16 protein-coding genes are annotated in these 13,966 nt (G+C 62.7%); all 16 read right to left on the minus strand.

All coding sequences use genetic code 11. From position 1 onward, the window contains the following. Window positions 1–40: 40 nt before the first annotated feature. Window positions 41–1,624, minus strand: a complete 1,584-nt coding sequence (gene fliF / locus RCH91_RS17940; RefSeq protein ID WP_306536358.1) for a flagellar basal-body MS-ring/collar protein FliF — start codon at window positions 1,622–1,624, stop codon at window positions 41–43. 125 nt (window positions 1,625–1,749) lie between these two features. After that, window positions 1,750–2,055: a flagellar hook-basal body complex protein FliE gene (gene fliE, locus RCH91_RS17945; protein ID WP_306536359.1), complete on the minus strand. Its 306-nt coding sequence runs from the start codon at window positions 2,053–2,055 to the stop codon at window positions 1,750–1,752. Window positions 2,056–2,173: 118 nt separating this feature from the next. Beyond that, the gene (gene flgC, locus RCH91_RS17950) at window positions 2,174–2,617 is read right to left on the minus strand and encodes a flagellar basal body rod protein FlgC (protein ID WP_306536360.1); all 444 of its coding nucleotides are present in this window, start codon (window positions 2,615–2,617) and stop codon (window positions 2,174–2,176) included. Next, window positions 2,617–3,039 carry a flagellar basal body rod protein FlgB gene (gene flgB / locus RCH91_RS17955; protein ID WP_306536361.1) on the minus strand — a complete coding sequence of 141 codons (423 nt, stop codon included), beginning with the start codon at window positions 3,037–3,039 and terminating at the stop codon, window positions 2,617–2,619. The genes flgC and flgB overlap by 1 nt, the downstream gene beginning before the upstream one ends. A 64-nt stretch (window positions 3,040–3,103) precedes the next feature. After that, window positions 3,104–5,206, minus strand: coding sequence for a tetratricopeptide repeat protein (locus tag RCH91_RS17960; protein WP_306536362.1), 2,103 nt, complete (start codon window positions 5,204–5,206; stop codon window positions 3,104–3,106). A 188-nt stretch (window positions 5,207–5,394) separates the two neighbouring features. After that, window positions 5,395–6,495 (minus strand): response regulator, encoded by a 1,101-nt coding sequence (locus tag RCH91_RS17965; RefSeq protein WP_306536363.1) that lies wholly within the window; start codon window positions 6,493–6,495, stop codon window positions 5,395–5,397. Window positions 6,496–6,519: 24 nt separating this feature from the next. Further along, window positions 6,520–7,026, minus strand: a complete 507-nt coding sequence (locus tag RCH91_RS17970) for a chemotaxis protein CheX (RefSeq protein ID WP_306536364.1) — start codon at window positions 7,024–7,026, stop codon at window positions 6,520–6,522. Beyond that, on the minus strand, window positions 7,023–7,385 hold the full coding sequence (locus RCH91_RS17975; RefSeq protein WP_306536366.1) for a response regulator: 363 nt from the start codon (window positions 7,383–7,385) through the stop codon (window positions 7,023–7,025). The genes RCH91_RS17970 and RCH91_RS17975 overlap by 4 nt, the downstream gene beginning before the upstream one ends. Before the next feature lie 78 nt (window positions 7,386–7,463). Then, on the minus strand, window positions 7,464–7,688 hold the full coding sequence (locus tag RCH91_RS17980) for a chemotaxis protein (protein WP_306536367.1): 225 nt from the start codon (window positions 7,686–7,688) through the stop codon (window positions 7,464–7,466). Window positions 7,689–7,810: 122 nt separating this feature from the next. Further along, complete coding sequence (locus RCH91_RS17985; RefSeq protein ID WP_306536368.1) at window positions 7,811–8,218, minus strand: bacteriohemerythrin; 408 nt, start codon at window positions 8,216–8,218, stop codon at window positions 7,811–7,813. Window positions 8,219–8,325: 107 nt separating this feature from the next. Beyond that, complete coding sequence (locus RCH91_RS17990; RefSeq protein ID WP_306536369.1) at window positions 8,326–9,945, minus strand: methyl-accepting chemotaxis protein; 1,620 nt, start codon at window positions 9,943–9,945, stop codon at window positions 8,326–8,328. A gap of 146 nt (window positions 9,946–10,091) precedes the next feature. Then, window positions 10,092–11,741 (minus strand): methyl-accepting chemotaxis protein, encoded by a 1,650-nt coding sequence (locus RCH91_RS17995; protein ID WP_306536370.1) that lies wholly within the window; start codon window positions 11,739–11,741, stop codon window positions 10,092–10,094. A 197-nt stretch (window positions 11,742–11,938) separates the two neighbouring features. Continuing rightward, on the minus strand, window positions 11,939–12,316 hold the full coding sequence (locus RCH91_RS18000; RefSeq protein WP_306536372.1) for a rhodanese-like domain-containing protein: 378 nt from the start codon (window positions 12,314–12,316) through the stop codon (window positions 11,939–11,941). A 28-nt stretch (window positions 12,317–12,344) separates the two neighbouring features. Then, a complete protein-coding gene (locus RCH91_RS18005; RefSeq protein ID WP_306536373.1) occupies window positions 12,345–13,175 on the minus strand; it encodes an MBL fold metallo-hydrolase in 831 nt (276 codons plus the stop codon). Next, window positions 13,172–13,384 (minus strand): DUF2892 domain-containing protein, encoded by a 213-nt coding sequence (locus RCH91_RS18010; RefSeq protein ID WP_306536374.1) that lies wholly within the window; start codon window positions 13,382–13,384, stop codon window positions 13,172–13,174. Before RCH91_RS18010 ends, RCH91_RS18005 begins: the two co-directional genes overlap by 4 nt. 115 nt (window positions 13,385–13,499) lie before the next feature. Then, window positions 13,500–13,928, minus strand: coding sequence for a C-GCAxxG-C-C family protein (locus RCH91_RS18015; RefSeq protein ID WP_306536375.1), 429 nt, complete (start codon window positions 13,926–13,928; stop codon window positions 13,500–13,502). Window positions 13,929–13,966: the final 38 nt, after the last annotated feature.

Raw genomic sequence — 13,966 nt, forward strand, 5'->3', positions numbered from 1 at the left:
CGTTCTGGGGAATGGAGATGGTGCTGTACGCTATGCCGGCTCATTCACTTTTGGTACGGAGCCAGTTCTGGAGAATCTGGGCTGCCTGGTAGGGCTCTTCCTTGACCTTGTTCATGAGCTCCATCTGCCGGATGGTCTGGTTGCCGATCTGGACCCGATGGGCCTCGGCGATCTGGTTCAGGGTCTCCTCCGCCGTGGGGACCGGCTCGAAGGTGGTCTGCTTCGCCGGCTTCAGGGTTTTCATGAGGGGCCGCACCACAAAGAGGATGAGGGCCAGGAAGCCGAAACCGATAAGGCAGTTCTTCAGGAGCGCCAGGAAAATCGGGGCGTTCCACCACTGACCACCCTCATCGGTCCCCGCCTCGCCGGTGTCCTGGAACGGGATGTTCACCACCGTAACCTGGTCGCCCCGCCCGGTGTTGAAGCCGACGGCGCTCTTCACCAGGGCGTCGATCTTCTGGATCTCGTCGGCGGAGCGGGGTGCGTACTTGGGCTTGGCGGCCTTGCCATCCTTGCCGGCTGCGGGGGGGTCGTACTTGCCGTCCACGAGGATCGCCACCGACACCTTGGAGAGGGTTCCCACCGGCTCGATGGTACGGGCCGTGGAACGGCTCACCTCGTAATTGAGAGTCTCGTCGTTCTTGCTCCCGGAAGGGCCTGTGGCACCGCCGGCGCCGGTCTGGGTGCGGCCAAGGTTAGCCTGGACCCCCGGGACCCCCGCCGTGGCGTTGGCGCCCCCCATGCTCTCCTCGCTGCGCTGCTCACTGCGGACCACGGTTTCAGGATCGTACTTCTCCTCGTAGCGTTCCACCTGGCGGAAATCGAAGACCGCCGACACCCGGGCCACCGACTTGCCGGAGCCCACTGCCTTGTCCAGCAGCGACTGGAGCCGCTCCTCGGTGTTCCGCTCGTAGGCCCGCTGCATCTCCTGCATGGAAGCGGTCATCTTGCCGGCTGCGTCGCTGGGAGCATTCCTGGAAAGGAGCTTCCCCTTCTGGTCGAGGACAGTCACGTGCTCCGGGTTCATCCCCTCGATGGAGGAGGCCACCAGATGCACGATCCCCTGAACATCGTTCTCCCTGAGCTGGCGCTGCCCCTTCACCTTGAGTACCACCGAGGCGGTGGCGGGCTTCTCGTCCTCTTTGAAGAGGGCCTTCTCGGGAATCGCCAGGTGGACCCGGGCCTGCTCCACCCCGGCGATCTGGCCGATGGTGCGGGAGAGTTCTCCCTGCAGGGCCCGCTGGTAGTTCAGTTTCTGGACGAACTCGGTCATGCCGAAGTTCTTCCGGTCGAAGATCTCGAAGCCGACACCGCCGCCCTGGGGAAGACCTTCGGAGGCCAGGGAGAGGCGCAGGTCGTAAACCTTGTCGGAAGGAACGAGGATCGCCTTGCCGTCGGGAGCGATCCGATAGGGGACCTTCTGCTCCTTCAGCTTGGTGACGATCTCGCCGGCATCCTCGTTGGCGAGATTGGTGAAGAGGGGGCGGTAGTCGGTCCGGTTGGCGACCATGATCAGGAGGGCGAAGGCGATGATGGACACCCCCACGACCCCGCCCACGATCCACCGCTTGGCGGGGGGAAGGGCCATGAACGGCTGCGCCAGTTTTTTCAGACCTTCAGGCATTCGATTGCTCCGATACGTGACACAAAGCGATTTTGTAGGGGCGCCGCTTGCTGCGCCCTGCTCGGGAACGGGCGCGGCAAGCGGCGCCCCTACGGATCACATGCAATCCGTTTTTCAGCGCTCACCTACACCTGCATCCGCATTATTTCGCTGTAAGCATCAATGGCCTTGTTCCGTACCTGGCTGAGGAACTGGAACGAGATGGACGACTTCTCCATGGCGATCATCACCTCGTGGAGCCCCTTGGATTCTCCGGTGGCAAGACCCTGAATGGCCGAATCCGACTGGGTCTGAAGCTCGTTTACCTTGGAAACCAGCTCGCCGAAGAATTTCCCCGCATCGCCGACCATGGTGGCCGGCTTCGCCCCCTTCGCCCCCACGCCGGGGAACGCCTGCCCTATGCCAATACCGCTTTCGATTCCTTCAATCACGACTGCCTCCTGAAAAACCTCTAAAGTTATTGATCATGCGTCCGATAAGCTTTCATAAGGGAGCCTGTGCCGCTCCCTTTTTTTGTGTCAAAAAAATAAACGATCGCCCCGCAACCCCTTACCGCGTAGAGAGTTCGAGGGTCTTGAGGGCCATGCTCTTGGCGGCCTGCACCGCGGTGACGTTGGCCTCATAGGCCCGGGTGGCGGCGATCATGTCGGCCATCTCCTCCACCACGTTCACGTTGGGGAGCGCCACGTACCCCTGGGGGTTGGCGTCCGGATGGCTGGGGTCATACTGGAGCCGGGGCGGGTTCTGGTCTTCGATGATCTGGGTCACCTGAACCCCCGCGGGGCTTGCGCCGCGGCGCATCTTTTCCATGGCTGCCTGGAACTTCTCCGCGGCCGGGGTGGCGGCGAAGACGGCGTCTTTGCGCTTGTAGGGACCACCTTCGGCGGTGCGGGTTGAATTGGCATTGGCCAGATTCGAGGAGATGAGGTTCATCCGCGTCCGCTCGGCCGAGAGGGCGGAGGAACTGATCTGCATGGCGCTGAAGAAATCCATTATTTATTCTCCCTTATGGCGGACCTGATTCCTTCGAATTTCTTGGCGAGGATCTGGATCGAGGCGTTGTACATGATCTGGTTCTCCGCCATGCGGGACATTTCAGCCTCCAGCTCCACCCCGTTGCTGTCCTTGCCGGGGGAGAGGGAGGGGGTTTCGATCACCTGCCCCTGGACCTGCTGGAGAGAGTCGCTCTGCCCCTTGAGGGGGATATGCTTCGGATGGGTTATGGCCGGGCTTCCCCCCTTTTTGCCTTTGAGGGCACCCTTGAGCTCATCCTCGAAGGAAAGGGCTGTGGGGGTGTAGTTGGGGGTCTCAACGTTGGCCAGGTTGGCGGAGATCATGGTGTGGCTTCTGGACCGGAGGTCGATGTTCCTGGCCAGAAGATTCACCGTGGTTCCGAAAATGTTGTCGATCGGCATTGCCATCCTCCTTGTTCCTACGCATCCTCTTCAGCAAAAGGCGTACCAGAGTCACATCCAGCCACTATTTTGACAACTTCACCTGCCCCGCCAGTTTCTTCTTCAGTTCCATGTCGGCCAAGGCCTGGGTGGCCATCTGCTGCCAGACGGGGTCTTTCCCCCCCGTGACGACCGCCTGGAAATGACCGGCGGCCTCGTCGTGACGCCCCTCCAGCCGGGCAATTTCGCCCATCTTGTAGAGGAACGGATCCCGCAGAGCTTCGGGTGCGGAGGCGCTCCCGGCGCGGAGCAGTTCCATGGCCCCCTTCCGGTCGCCCCGGGCGAGCCGGGCCGTGGCCACCACGTAATGGGCGTCGGGGGCCAGTTGCGACGTCCCCCCCCGCTGTCGAAGTTCTGACAGGAAGAGGGTCATGGCCCGTTCCGCATCCTTTTTGTTGCCGGTGCTCTCCAGGGACTTGCCCAGCAGATAGAGGCTCTCCACGTCGTCGGGCCGCCCCGTGCCGGACAGAAGCGGTGCAAGTCGCGATGCCACCTTTGCCAGGTCACCCCGATTGTAGTCGAGGGAGGCCACCTGTTCGCGGTAGCGCAGGGCCAGGGGGTGATTGGGGAAGCGTCTCAGGAAGTCGTCGGCCGTCTTTTCCAGCAGGGGGATGTCGCCAGTCCGCTCCGCGGCTTCAATGATCCGCCGGTAGAGTTCCGGGGCCTGGGGCGCGCTCCACTCCTTGCCGGCCAGGTAGGAGAAGAGGGCAGCCTCCTCCGAGAAGCGCCCCTGATCGGCAAAGGCGATGACGAGGCTTCGCACGTAGTCGGGATCGACGATGCACTTGGCCAGGTAGTCCCGGTTGTCCTGGGAAAACTTCACGAGGGCCGGGAAATCCTTGGCCGCCGCCAGAGCGCGGACCATGGGAACGACGAGCTCCTCCCGCATCCCCCGGGCAACGCTGGCATAGGTGCCGCGGGGAAACTTCTTCTCGTACTCGGCCACCAGGGCAAAACCGGCCGGAGCCTCGCCGAAGAGGGAGGTGAGGAGTGCCGCCTTGAAGAGGGCCTCTTCGCGGAGGATAAAGTCGCCGTTTCGAGTTATCTCCAGGTACTCGTCCACGAGCCCGGCAAAGGTGGCCGGCTCGATCGCCATGAGCCGGCGGTCGGCCAGTTTCATCCTGGCCTGCCACTTCGCCTTGGTATCGGGGAAATTCTCCGAGACGTTCCGGTAGATGGCCACCGCCTCCATCTCCTTCCCCTGGCGGGCCAGGATGTCGGCGAGCCTCACCAGGAGCACCGGCGCGAACTTCTTGTCGGCCAGACTCGCGATGAGGCGTCCCAGCATCCTCCGCCCCCCCTCCAGATCGCCGCTGCGGAAGACGGCATCGGCATAGGCGAAGGCGGTGCCCGGCGACTGGGCCAGGAACTCGGGCTGGAGCTTCTCCCCCTCGCGGAAATCGCGCAGGGCCTCGGGGTACTTCTGGAGCATGGAGCGGGCCTCGCCGAGACGATAGTAGGCCAGGGCCTTTACCGGCGACTGGACGGTGACAATGGGGGCAAAGATCCCCTCAGCCTCGCTCCCCTGCCCCCGGTAGAGGGCGGCCTCGCCGGCAAGGATAATATCCACCTCCTCGGGGGTGAGCATTTTCTGGAGGACGCGGCGGTCGGTGGGGACGAAGGGGATGTCGCTCTTCACGGGTGGGTCGAAACGGGTGACGAGTTGCTCGACCCCCACCCTGATACCCTCGCGCCCCTGGGCGAAGGGGGAGGTGCGGGAGGGGGCGAAGCGGCTCCCCACATCGAGGGTGAGCGCCGCCGAGCCGGGCGCGGTCAGAACCCGCACGCCGCGGGGGTCACCCTTGACGCCGACGGTGACGAGCAGGTCCCCCCGCCGCTTTGACACGGCACACCCTGCCACATTGGAGTCGCTGTAGGAGCGAAGCCGCTTCCACCGCGAGCCGTCGGTATCCCGGAGGGTGACCCGCACCCGGTTACCCGCAAGGTGGGTCAGCGTGTAGGCGGGTTCACGGTCGAGCTTGAGCGTAAGCCGCGTGAACCCGCCGTGGGGTCTGACGTCGACCCGGTAGAGGCGGTTTCGGTCGCCGGCCCGGGCAGGATCCACCGTCAGCAGGGTGATGAGGAGCAGGGCGGTGCAGCCAAGGGCTGTTTTCAATAATCTGTTCACGGTCGTGACACCTTGTGTGGAGTCCGGGGAGCTTGCCCCCCCAAGGCAAAGGGCAAAAGTCGTGCCGTTATAAGCAGGCGCCCAAAGGACCGATGCGGAAGGGTACAGGGGAAAAGGGAAGGGGATGACGTCAAAAGAGATCTTTCCACGTCACAATTTTGACTGGGGAGGATTGATTGCAACAGACGTCAGGCAGCGTTCAGGAATCTTTCCACCTTGGCCACCACCTCATCCATCTGATAAGGCTTGAGGATGATGTCCCGGGCGCCGTACTTGATCGCCTTGAGGACGGCGGAGCGGGTCCACTCCCGGGCGCACATGATGATGGGAAGGCTCTCGCCCTGGGCGATGGCCTTGATCTTGATGCAGAGGGACATGTCGAGATCATCGTTGTTGTGGATGCCGAGCACCACGAGCCTCACCCCGCCCTGGGACAGGATCTCGCGGACATCGGCATCGAGCCCCGCCTCCACCGGCTCGTAGCCGCGGGTCACAAGGAGCTCGCGCACCATGCTGCGATCGGTTTCGTCGTCCTCAAGGATGAGGACCTTGCGGGGGGTGTTCTCCGCCGTGGCAGGAGAAGCCTCGGCCACTGCGGCGGCAGGTGCGGCCACCGGAGCTTCGGCAGAATCTTCCTCCCCAACCGCCGCCTCAACCTCACCGTCCCCGTCGGCACCGGCGGCCTCGTCGGGGACCGGCTCAGGCTCTTCCTGGGGGGGATCGAAGAGCTCGGCAAGTTCCCGGGGCATGAGGATGTCGAAATTCCCCATCTCCAGCCCCGGCATCTCCATGCGGGCACGGAAGAGAAGGTACTCGCCATCGGGCACCGGTTCGGTGTCAGTCAGTTCAGTGGTTTCGGGGATGAACTTCTTGGGGGGGACCACCTTCAGATGGACCTTGTTCTCGAAGGCGGGCTGGAAAACCGTGTTGAATGAGCCGATTGCCTGGTTAATGATCTCGGAGAAGGCGTCGGCGTCGTCGTTTTCCATGATGGCAAGGCGGCGCTTCTCGTTGATGCGGGCAGGGGGAATGCCGAGGAGGAAGCCGCTCATGCAGATGGCGTCCCGCAGCCCGAAAACCATATGGAACGTGCCGGGGTACTCGCCACTGGCCGTCACCTCCGCCACGAAACAGACATCGTCCATGTCGCAGAAGTAGGTCGCCCGGTTCGTGGCGATGAAGTCGGCTTCACCGATAGTGAGTTCCTGCCCCAGGAGCATGCCGCTGTCGTCGGCGGTCTGCTTCAGGGCGTTATCGATGACGGAGGTGAGATTCGCAAACCCATCCATGGATCAAGAGGCTCCTGCTGAGATCTATGCTTCCTTCTGCAGCTTCAACCCCACGAGAAACCGCTGCGACTCGTTGACGAAGGGGATGATGACGCAGTCGCTGTCGGCCATGGCGTTCAGGGTGTACTCCTCGCCGGAGATGACCGTGGGCACGGAGAGATGGAGGTCCATACCCCCCTTGGAGAGCACCATCTTGACGTAGCCGCCAAGCATGTTGGCGATCTCACCCAGGGCGTCGTTCACGTCCTCCCCCACCTCCTCCACGTCCATGCCGAGCATGTTGGAGGTGATCCGCAGGGCGAACTCCAGGGGGCAGTGGATGGAAAGGATTCCCGAATAGGTGCCGGCGAGTCCTACCATGCCGGTAACGCTGCACCGGAATTTCGTAACCGGCTCTTGCAGAGGGTACTGGTCCTCCAGCTCCATCATCACCATGGTACCGAACACTTCCTTGGTGGCGTCGATGACGAAGCCGGCAACCTGCTCCTCGGTGAGCCTGGTCGCTTCGGCAACACCGGTCGAGAGCGTCATATGAGGCCTCCGAGCTTCTCGTTGAGCTGGTCGGGGGTGAACGGCTTCTTGATGCTGTCGCTGGCGCCGTTCGCCACGGCCTCCTTGAGGATATCCTCTCCCCCCTCGGTGGTGATCATGACGATGGGGGCCTTGCAGCCGTTGGCCCGGGCCTGCTTGATGAACTCGAGACCGTCCATGTTCGGCATGTTGATGTCGGAGAGAATGAGGTCGACGCTCTTGCCGGAGAGGACGTTGAGCCCCTCGATGCCATCGCCGGCCTCGAAGATCTCGTCAACGGGGAGACCCGCCTGCCGGAGCGAACGGGAGATGATTTTCCTCATGGTTGAAGAATCGTCCACGATGAGTACGTTGGCCATATCTGTCTCCTTCTGTTTCTTTCGTAACCGATAAAATATGCCGGCTGCTCCCGGCGAGTCAGAAAATTGAACCGTTCGTCAAAAGAGCCCCGCCGAGCGCATGAGGCGGGCCATGTCACCGGTTGCCCGCACCGCGCAGTCCGCAGTCTTCACGAGACGATCGGTGCATGCCGGCCCATCATCGCCGGCCTCGAAACTGCCGATGGCCATCTCCAGAGCCAGGAGGTTCGCCGCATCCGCCGAATCCTCGACGGCACGAAGCACCTTCTCCATTCCGGTCATCGTTATCTCTGATTTGTTCACGAGGGACCTCCCTGCCCGCGTGTATGCCGCAGACAGACGTGCCTGATGCACGGTCCGTTCCATCGGAGCTCCAAACGCTCCAGATCTATTGCACAAAGGGGGGCGGGGACGGGCGGAGGAGGCTACATCACTCCCTTGCCGTTGAGGAAGACACCGTATTTCTTGTCGTCACCCTGGATGTGCCTGGAGAGCCAGTCCCGCAGGAAGGTCATGATGTTCTGGGTGAGGACCGGTTTTCCCTCCTGGAACTGCTTCTGGAGGTCAAGCACCTGCATGACGAGGGCGTTGTGCTCCTTCTTGTGGGCCTCGAAGTCGGGATAGGCGTACTGCTTCAAGAGCCGCTCCTCGGCGGCGAAATGGGTCTGGGTGTAGGCGATGAGCTGCTTGAGGATGTCCCCCATGACCTGGCTTCCCTTGCCGGTCTTCATGGCGTCAAAAAGCTGGTTGACCATGTCGACAAGTTTCTTGTGCTGGTCGTCGAACTGTTTCACTTTCACGCTCAGGGTGTCGCTCCACGTAATCAGTGCCATAGATCCTGCCTCCCTCTCCTGTTGGTCGCACGGCGCTGCAGTGCCGTACTTATTTCAATCGGCCAACGAACTGAAAACTTTAGGGTAAAATGAAAATCCCCAACATGCTACGCCGCCAGCCGGAACCGACCCACCAGGGCCTTCAGCTGCTCGGCCAGATGAGCCAGCCCTTCGGCAGCCTGGGCCGAGTCGCTGGCACCCTTGGCGGTCGTCTCGATGATCTCGGAAATTGTGAGAATGTTCGCACTGATATCAGCGGTGGTGCGCGTCTGGTCGTCGGCCGTTGTGGCAATTTCACCGACCTGGGTGTCGAGACTGCGAAAAAGTTCGAGAATCTCCCTGACGGCATCCCCCGAACGGGAGGCCTCCACCGTCCCCTTCTCCACCTCGCGGACCCCCTGTTCCATGGTAGCCACCGCACCGCGGGTCTCTTCCTGGACCCCCTTGATCATCTGGGAGATTTCACGGGTCGCCCGGGAAGTCCGCTCGGCCAGGGCCCGCACCTCGTCGGCCACCACGGCAAAGCCGCGTCCCTGCTCGCCGGCCCGGGCCGCCTCGATGGCCGCGTTGAGCGCCAGGAGGTTTGTCTGGTCGGCGATGTCTTCAATGGTGGAGATGATCTCGCCGATCTGGGTGCCGCGCACGCCAAGGCTCTCTACCGTTCGGGCCGAGTCCCTGACCCGCTCGGCGATCCGCTCCATGATCGCAACGGTGTTCTGGATGACCGTCGCGCCGACCGTGGCCGTATCGTTGGCGTTTCGGGTGCTCTCCGCCACCGTGCCGCAGTTGGAGGCGATCTCGAAGGTGGATGCCGCCAGTTCCTCACTGGCCGAAGCCACGGCACCCGACTGGGAAGCGGCCTCCTCGGCGCCATGGGCCATCTGCTCGGCGGTGGCCTGGAGCTGGTATGACGCCGCAGCCACCTGGAGTGTGTTCTGGGTTACCTCGAAGATGATCCCGTGGAGTTTCTCCACAAAAGCGTTGAAGCAGGCGGCGAGTTCGCCGAACTCGTCCTGGCTCGAAAGCTCGATCCGCTTCGTCAGGTCCCCATCCCCCTCGGCGATGTCACGGAGCCGATCCACGATCATCCTCAGTGACGAGCCGACCCGCAGGGCTGTGGCGATCAGGCAGGTGAGGAGCAGGGCGGCGACGATGAAGACCGTAATAAGGATCTGGGTGCGGGTCAGACTGAGGACATGGTCCATCTCCTTGTTGGCTGCCTGATAGGCAATGCCCACCTGCTTCGGAATGTAGTTGTCCAGCAGCGGCTCGAACTCGTTGATGACGTCGCGCAGTTCCTCCCGCTCCTCGGCAATCGCTTCATCCTGAAAATTACTCGACAGGGCCTTCTGGGCGATCTTCGCAAACAGCTCGTCGTACTGGACTGCCAGCTTCTTCGCCTTGGCGGCCCACTCCCTGATCTTCTGGTCGTCGGTGCCCGCCACAATGGAATCCAGGTGGCCGCTGACCTGCTGCACTGCCTGCTTCACCCGCGGAACCCATTTGTCCTGCTTGCGGTCAAAGAATTCCGCCTCGTACTCCCGGGCCTTGAGCATGGCGATGTTGCCGCGCAGGGCCGTGTTGTTGACCAGAGTCAACCGCTCCATCAGCTCCTGCTGATGATGGACTTTGGCGAATCCGAACAGCATGAACCCGATGATGACCCCCATGCCAATGAGAGTCAGGCCAAGGGTGATGCCCATTCTTTTCTTGATGGTGAGTTGCATCGCGTCTTTTCCCTTCGGCAAGTTAAGCGTACTAAATACGAAACTACCCGGCCAGAAGACCGACAAATCAATCCGTTGCAATCATAGACAAACTCGCTCGCGCCACAGTTCAAACGGTCACAACTCATTGATTGCAGTGAAAATAATCATGCCGCCAGCCGGAACCGACCCACCAGTTTTTGTAACTCCTCCGCCAATTCCGCAAGCTGCCCGGCGGCGCCGGCCGATTGCTGGGCGCCGTTGGCGGTGCCGTGGGCCACATCGGTGATCTGCTGAATATTCTGGCTGATCTCGGTGGTGGTGGAGGTCTGCTGCTCGGCAGCGGTGGCGATCTGGTTGATCTGCATGGTCACGTTGTTGATCTGGTCCAGGATATCGCGCAGGGCGTCTCCCGAACGGGCCGCCTCCCCGGTCCCCCGCTCCACCTCGTGGACCCCCTCTTCCATGGAAGCGACGGCACCTCGGGTTTCCTGCTGGATCGCCTTGATCATCTGGGAGATCTCCTTGGTGGCCCGGGTGGTCCGCTCGGCCAGGGCCCGCACCTCGTCGGCCACCACGGCGAAGCCGCGGCCGAACTCGCCGGCCCGGGCCGCCTCGATGGCGGCGTTGAGCGCCAGGAGGTTCGTCTGGTCGGCGATGTCCTCGATGGTCCGGATGATCTCGCCAATCTGGTCGCTTCTTGCGCCGAGGCTGTCAACGGTCTGGGCCGCCTCCTTCACCCGCTCGGCGATCCGGTTCATGACGGTAACGGTCTCCTGCACCACTGCGGCGCCCGTGCGGGCCGTCTCGCTCGCCTGGCGGGACCCTTCGGCAAGGCTCACGCAGTTGCTGGCTATCTCCACGCTCGTGGCGGCCATTTCCTCGCTGGCCGTGGCCACGGTGCCGGCCTGGTCGGCCACATGATCGGCGCCGTCGGCCATCTGCCGCGAAGCCGACTCCACCTGGCTGGCGGACGCCGCCACCATGGCGGCGTTCTGGGCCACCTGGGAGATGATCCCCTGGAGCTTCTCCATGAAGGTATTGAAGGTCCGGGCGAGCTCTCCCGACTCATCTTCCCGCGTAACCGTTATCCGCTTCGTCAGGTCCCCTTCCCCCTCGGCAATGTCGTGGAGGCTCGCCACCGCGTGACGCAGGGGACGCACGATGCCGAGGCCCACGGACAGGGCCAACGACAGGGTAAGGACGGAAAAGATGAGGATGCCGGCGATTACCCCCCAGTGGAGCTTCGCCATGTCGCTGCGCACGTCATCCACGTAGATGCCGCTCCCGATGATCCATCCCCACGGCTCGTAGAGCTTCACGTAGGAAACCTTTGGCACCGGCTCGCTCTTGCCCGGCATGGGCCACAGATAGCTGACGAAACCCGCCCCCTTCTCCCGGCAAATCTTGACGAATTCCTTGAAGATGAAGGTACCCTTCGGATCCTTGAGGTCGCCCAGCTGCTTGCCATCCATCTCCGGTTTGATGGGATGCATGATCATCGTCTCGCTGAGATCGTTGATCCAGTAGTATTCCTTGCCCGAGTAGCGCAACGACTTGATCTCCTGCATGGCACGGGTGCGAGCCTCGTCGGGCGGCAACGTGCCGGCCTTGGCCTGGGCGTCGTAGGCGGCGATTACCCCATAGGCCACCTCGACCACATTCCTGGTGGCCTCCTTCTTCCCCTCCATCATCTTCCCCTCGATGTAGGGGAGGAAGAAGAGAAAGACCATGCCGGCGAAAAGGGCCACCGTGAGCGCCGAGATGGTCATGATCTTGGGGAGGATTCCCCAGTTCCGGTACCGTTTGATCTGCATATGCTATCTCCTCCATTCCATGGGGTTACGCGGACGTGCGCACCGTGCCGTAACGCACGGAACGCACTAATCCCTATCGGCAGGAGGAGGGAGAATCTTTAGTTTGGAACGGAATTATAATTTGCTGAAAAAAGGGGATGACCGGCGGCTCAGGAGGAGAAACTCCCGCGCCGCCGGCTTACAAGGGAAGGAAAGATTCAGCGGCTGACGGGAAACCCGTTGCGGTACCACCCGACGATGCCGTCGGTCACGTTGTAGACCTCCCGGTATCCCTTCTGGGAGAGGAACCCAGCCACGAACCCTGAGCGGGAACCGACGGCGCAGTAGACCACGACCGGACGGTTGCGGGGGATCTCGCCGATGCGGCGCTCCACCTCGTTGACGGGGATCAGGACCGCCCCCGGGATTCGCCCCTGGCGGAACTCGGCCGGGGTACGGACGTCCAGGAGATAGACGTTTTTGTTCGCTGCGAGGAGCCCCTTCGCCTCCGTCGCCCTGATGTCGCGGAAACCTGCGGCCAGGACGGTGGCCGCAAGGGCCAGAACGAGCGTTGCAATGATGCCGATCTTCTTCATGTCGATAGTCGTCTCCGTATCTGGTTATTTACACTTCGATGGTATAGCCCACGTGGGCCGGGTGGAACCGGCCGGGGAACTCCTGGTGGAGCCGGGCCGCAGCGGCAAAGCCGGTGCAGTGGCTCCCGAGGATCTTTTTCACGCCGTACCCCTTCAGGGCGGCCACGGTCTCGTCCAGCTGCCGCTGGCCGCAGAAACCGAGATGGGTCCCGCCGATGACGGCGTGGATCTCGGCCACGCCGGTGGCCTCCCGGGCCCATTCGATGGTGTTCACGAGCCCCGCATGGCAGCAGCCGAGGAGAAGCACGAGTCCCCGCCCGGTCCGGATGACCAGGGACTGGTCGTCGCGGATGGGATCGGCGGCGCACCCTGACTCGTCACAGAAAAGGCCCGCGTCACCCACCTCGAAGGGGGTCGAGCGAGGGACCTCCCCCGTCAGGAAAAGGCCCGGACCCACCTCCCGGAACTGGTCCGAAAGGGAAAAGCGGGCCCCCTGCCCCCGGAGGAACTCCTCAGCAAAAGGGATGCCGATGGAGAAGGCCTCGCCGGTGTCTTTAACCCGGTAGCGTCGGGCGAAGATGCCCGGGTGGGCCAGGATCTCCTTCCCCCCGCAGGCGGACAGGAGCCCCCAGAGCCCGCCGGTGTGATCGTAGTGGCCGTGGGAGAGGGCCACCGCGCCGACCCGGCGCAGATCCCGGTTCATGCGCTGGGCATTGGGGAGGAGCCCCTCCCCCCGGCCGGTGTCGAAGAGGAGCGCGCCCCCCTCCCACTCCACCAGGGCGGAGAAGCCGTGCTCGCCGATGGTCCCGGCGATGGGGCCCACGGTGTTGTCGCAGAGGATGGTGATCCGGCAGCTCATTTGCGGCAGCACTCCTGGGGGAAGCGCGGCACCCCCAGCTTATCCAGGATGGTGATCATGGGGCACCAGTTGGTGAACCCCGACTGGAAGAGGTTCAGCCCCACGAAGGCGGTGAACCAGAGCCAGTTGGGGCTGTGGTAGTGGGCCAGGAGGAGCGAGATGAGAATGAAACTCCCGGCGATGATTCTGAGCATGCGATCGATGTACATATGCAGTTCTCCTATTAACCCCCTCACCCCCGGCCCCTCTCCCAAAGGGCGAGGGGAGCGCCATTACCCTCTCCCCAGGGGAGAGGGTGGCCGAAGGCCGGGTGAGGGGTAATCCTTACGACTCCAGAAGCTCCGCCACCTTCTTCGCCACCTCGCCGGTCAGGACCGCGCACCCACCCTTGTCCTTGGCGTTTTTCGTGGCAATGCGGCAGCAGGCGGCGCCATACTCCTGCTTGAACCACCCGTGCAACTCCTTGGTGACCCGCTTGAGAGTTTGCTTGTCATCCTTGAGGGCCAGGCCGAAGGCTATGGTGCCGCCGGAGACGGCGCCGCAGATGCACCCCACCCCGGAGCCGCCGCCAAAGCCCGACGCTGCCCGCACGATCTCCTCGGGCACGGACGGGAAAAACTGGTTGCGGGCCGCCATGAGCACCGCCTCGGCGCAGTGCATTTTCCCCGAACGATAGAAACCCTCCGCCTCGATCCCCACCTTCTCTGCCACGGTCTCGGCGGCGGGATTGGTTTGTTTCTTCTGCCAGAACATTGAACCTCCAAAATTAATTACGTGATTAATGGAAACGT

This window comes from Geobacter sp., from assembly GCF_030834625.1.
GTDB lineage: Bacteria > Desulfobacterota > Desulfuromonadia > Geobacterales > Geobacteraceae > Geobacter.

Bases quoted from the DNA above. Each gene is read 5' to 3' on its own strand.
- RCH91_RS17965 (WP_306536363.1), bottom strand. From the start codon at position 6,495: ATGGATGGGTTTGCGAATCTCACCTCCGTCATCGATAACGCCCTGAAG.
- RCH91_RS17995 (WP_306536370.1), bottom strand. From the start codon at position 11,741: ATGCAGATCAAACGGTACCGGAACTGGGGAATCCTCCCCAAGATCATG.
- RCH91_RS18010 (WP_306536374.1), bottom strand. From the start codon at position 13,384: ATGTACATCGATCGCATGCTCAGAATCATCGCCGGGAGTTTCATTCTC.
- flgC (WP_306536360.1), bottom strand. From the start codon at position 2,617: ATGGATTTCTTCAGCGCCATGCAGATCAGTTCCTCCGCCCTCTCGGCC.
- flgB (WP_306536361.1), bottom strand. From the start codon at position 3,039: ATGCCGATCGACAACATTTTCGGAACCACGGTGAATCTTCTGGCCAGG.
- fliF (WP_306536358.1), bottom strand. From the start codon at position 1,624: ATGCCTGAAGGTCTGAAAAAACTGGCGCAGCCGTTCATGGCCCTTCCC.
- RCH91_RS18000 (WP_306536372.1), bottom strand. From the start codon at position 12,316: ATGAAGAAGATCGGCATCATTGCAACGCTCGTTCTGGCCCTTGCGGCC.
- RCH91_RS17975 (WP_306536366.1), bottom strand. From the start codon at position 7,385: ATGGCCAACGTACTCATCGTGGACGATTCTTCAACCATGAGGAAAATC.
- RCH91_RS17985 (WP_306536368.1), bottom strand. From the start codon at position 8,218: ATGGCACTGATTACGTGGAGCGACACCCTGAGCGTGAAAGTGAAACAG.
- RCH91_RS18015 (WP_306536375.1), bottom strand. From the start codon at position 13,928: ATGTTCTGGCAGAAGAAACAAACCAATCCCGCCGCCGAGACCGTGGCA.
- RCH91_RS17990 (WP_306536369.1), bottom strand. From the start codon at position 9,945: ATGCAACTCACCATCAAGAAAAGAATGGGCATCACCCTTGGCCTGACT.
- RCH91_RS17970 (WP_306536364.1), bottom strand. From the start codon at position 7,026: ATGACGCTCTCGACCGGTGTTGCCGAAGCGACCAGGCTCACCGAGGAG.
- RCH91_RS18005 (WP_306536373.1), bottom strand. From the start codon at position 13,175: ATGAGCTGCCGGATCACCATCCTCTGCGACAACACCGTGGGCCCCATC.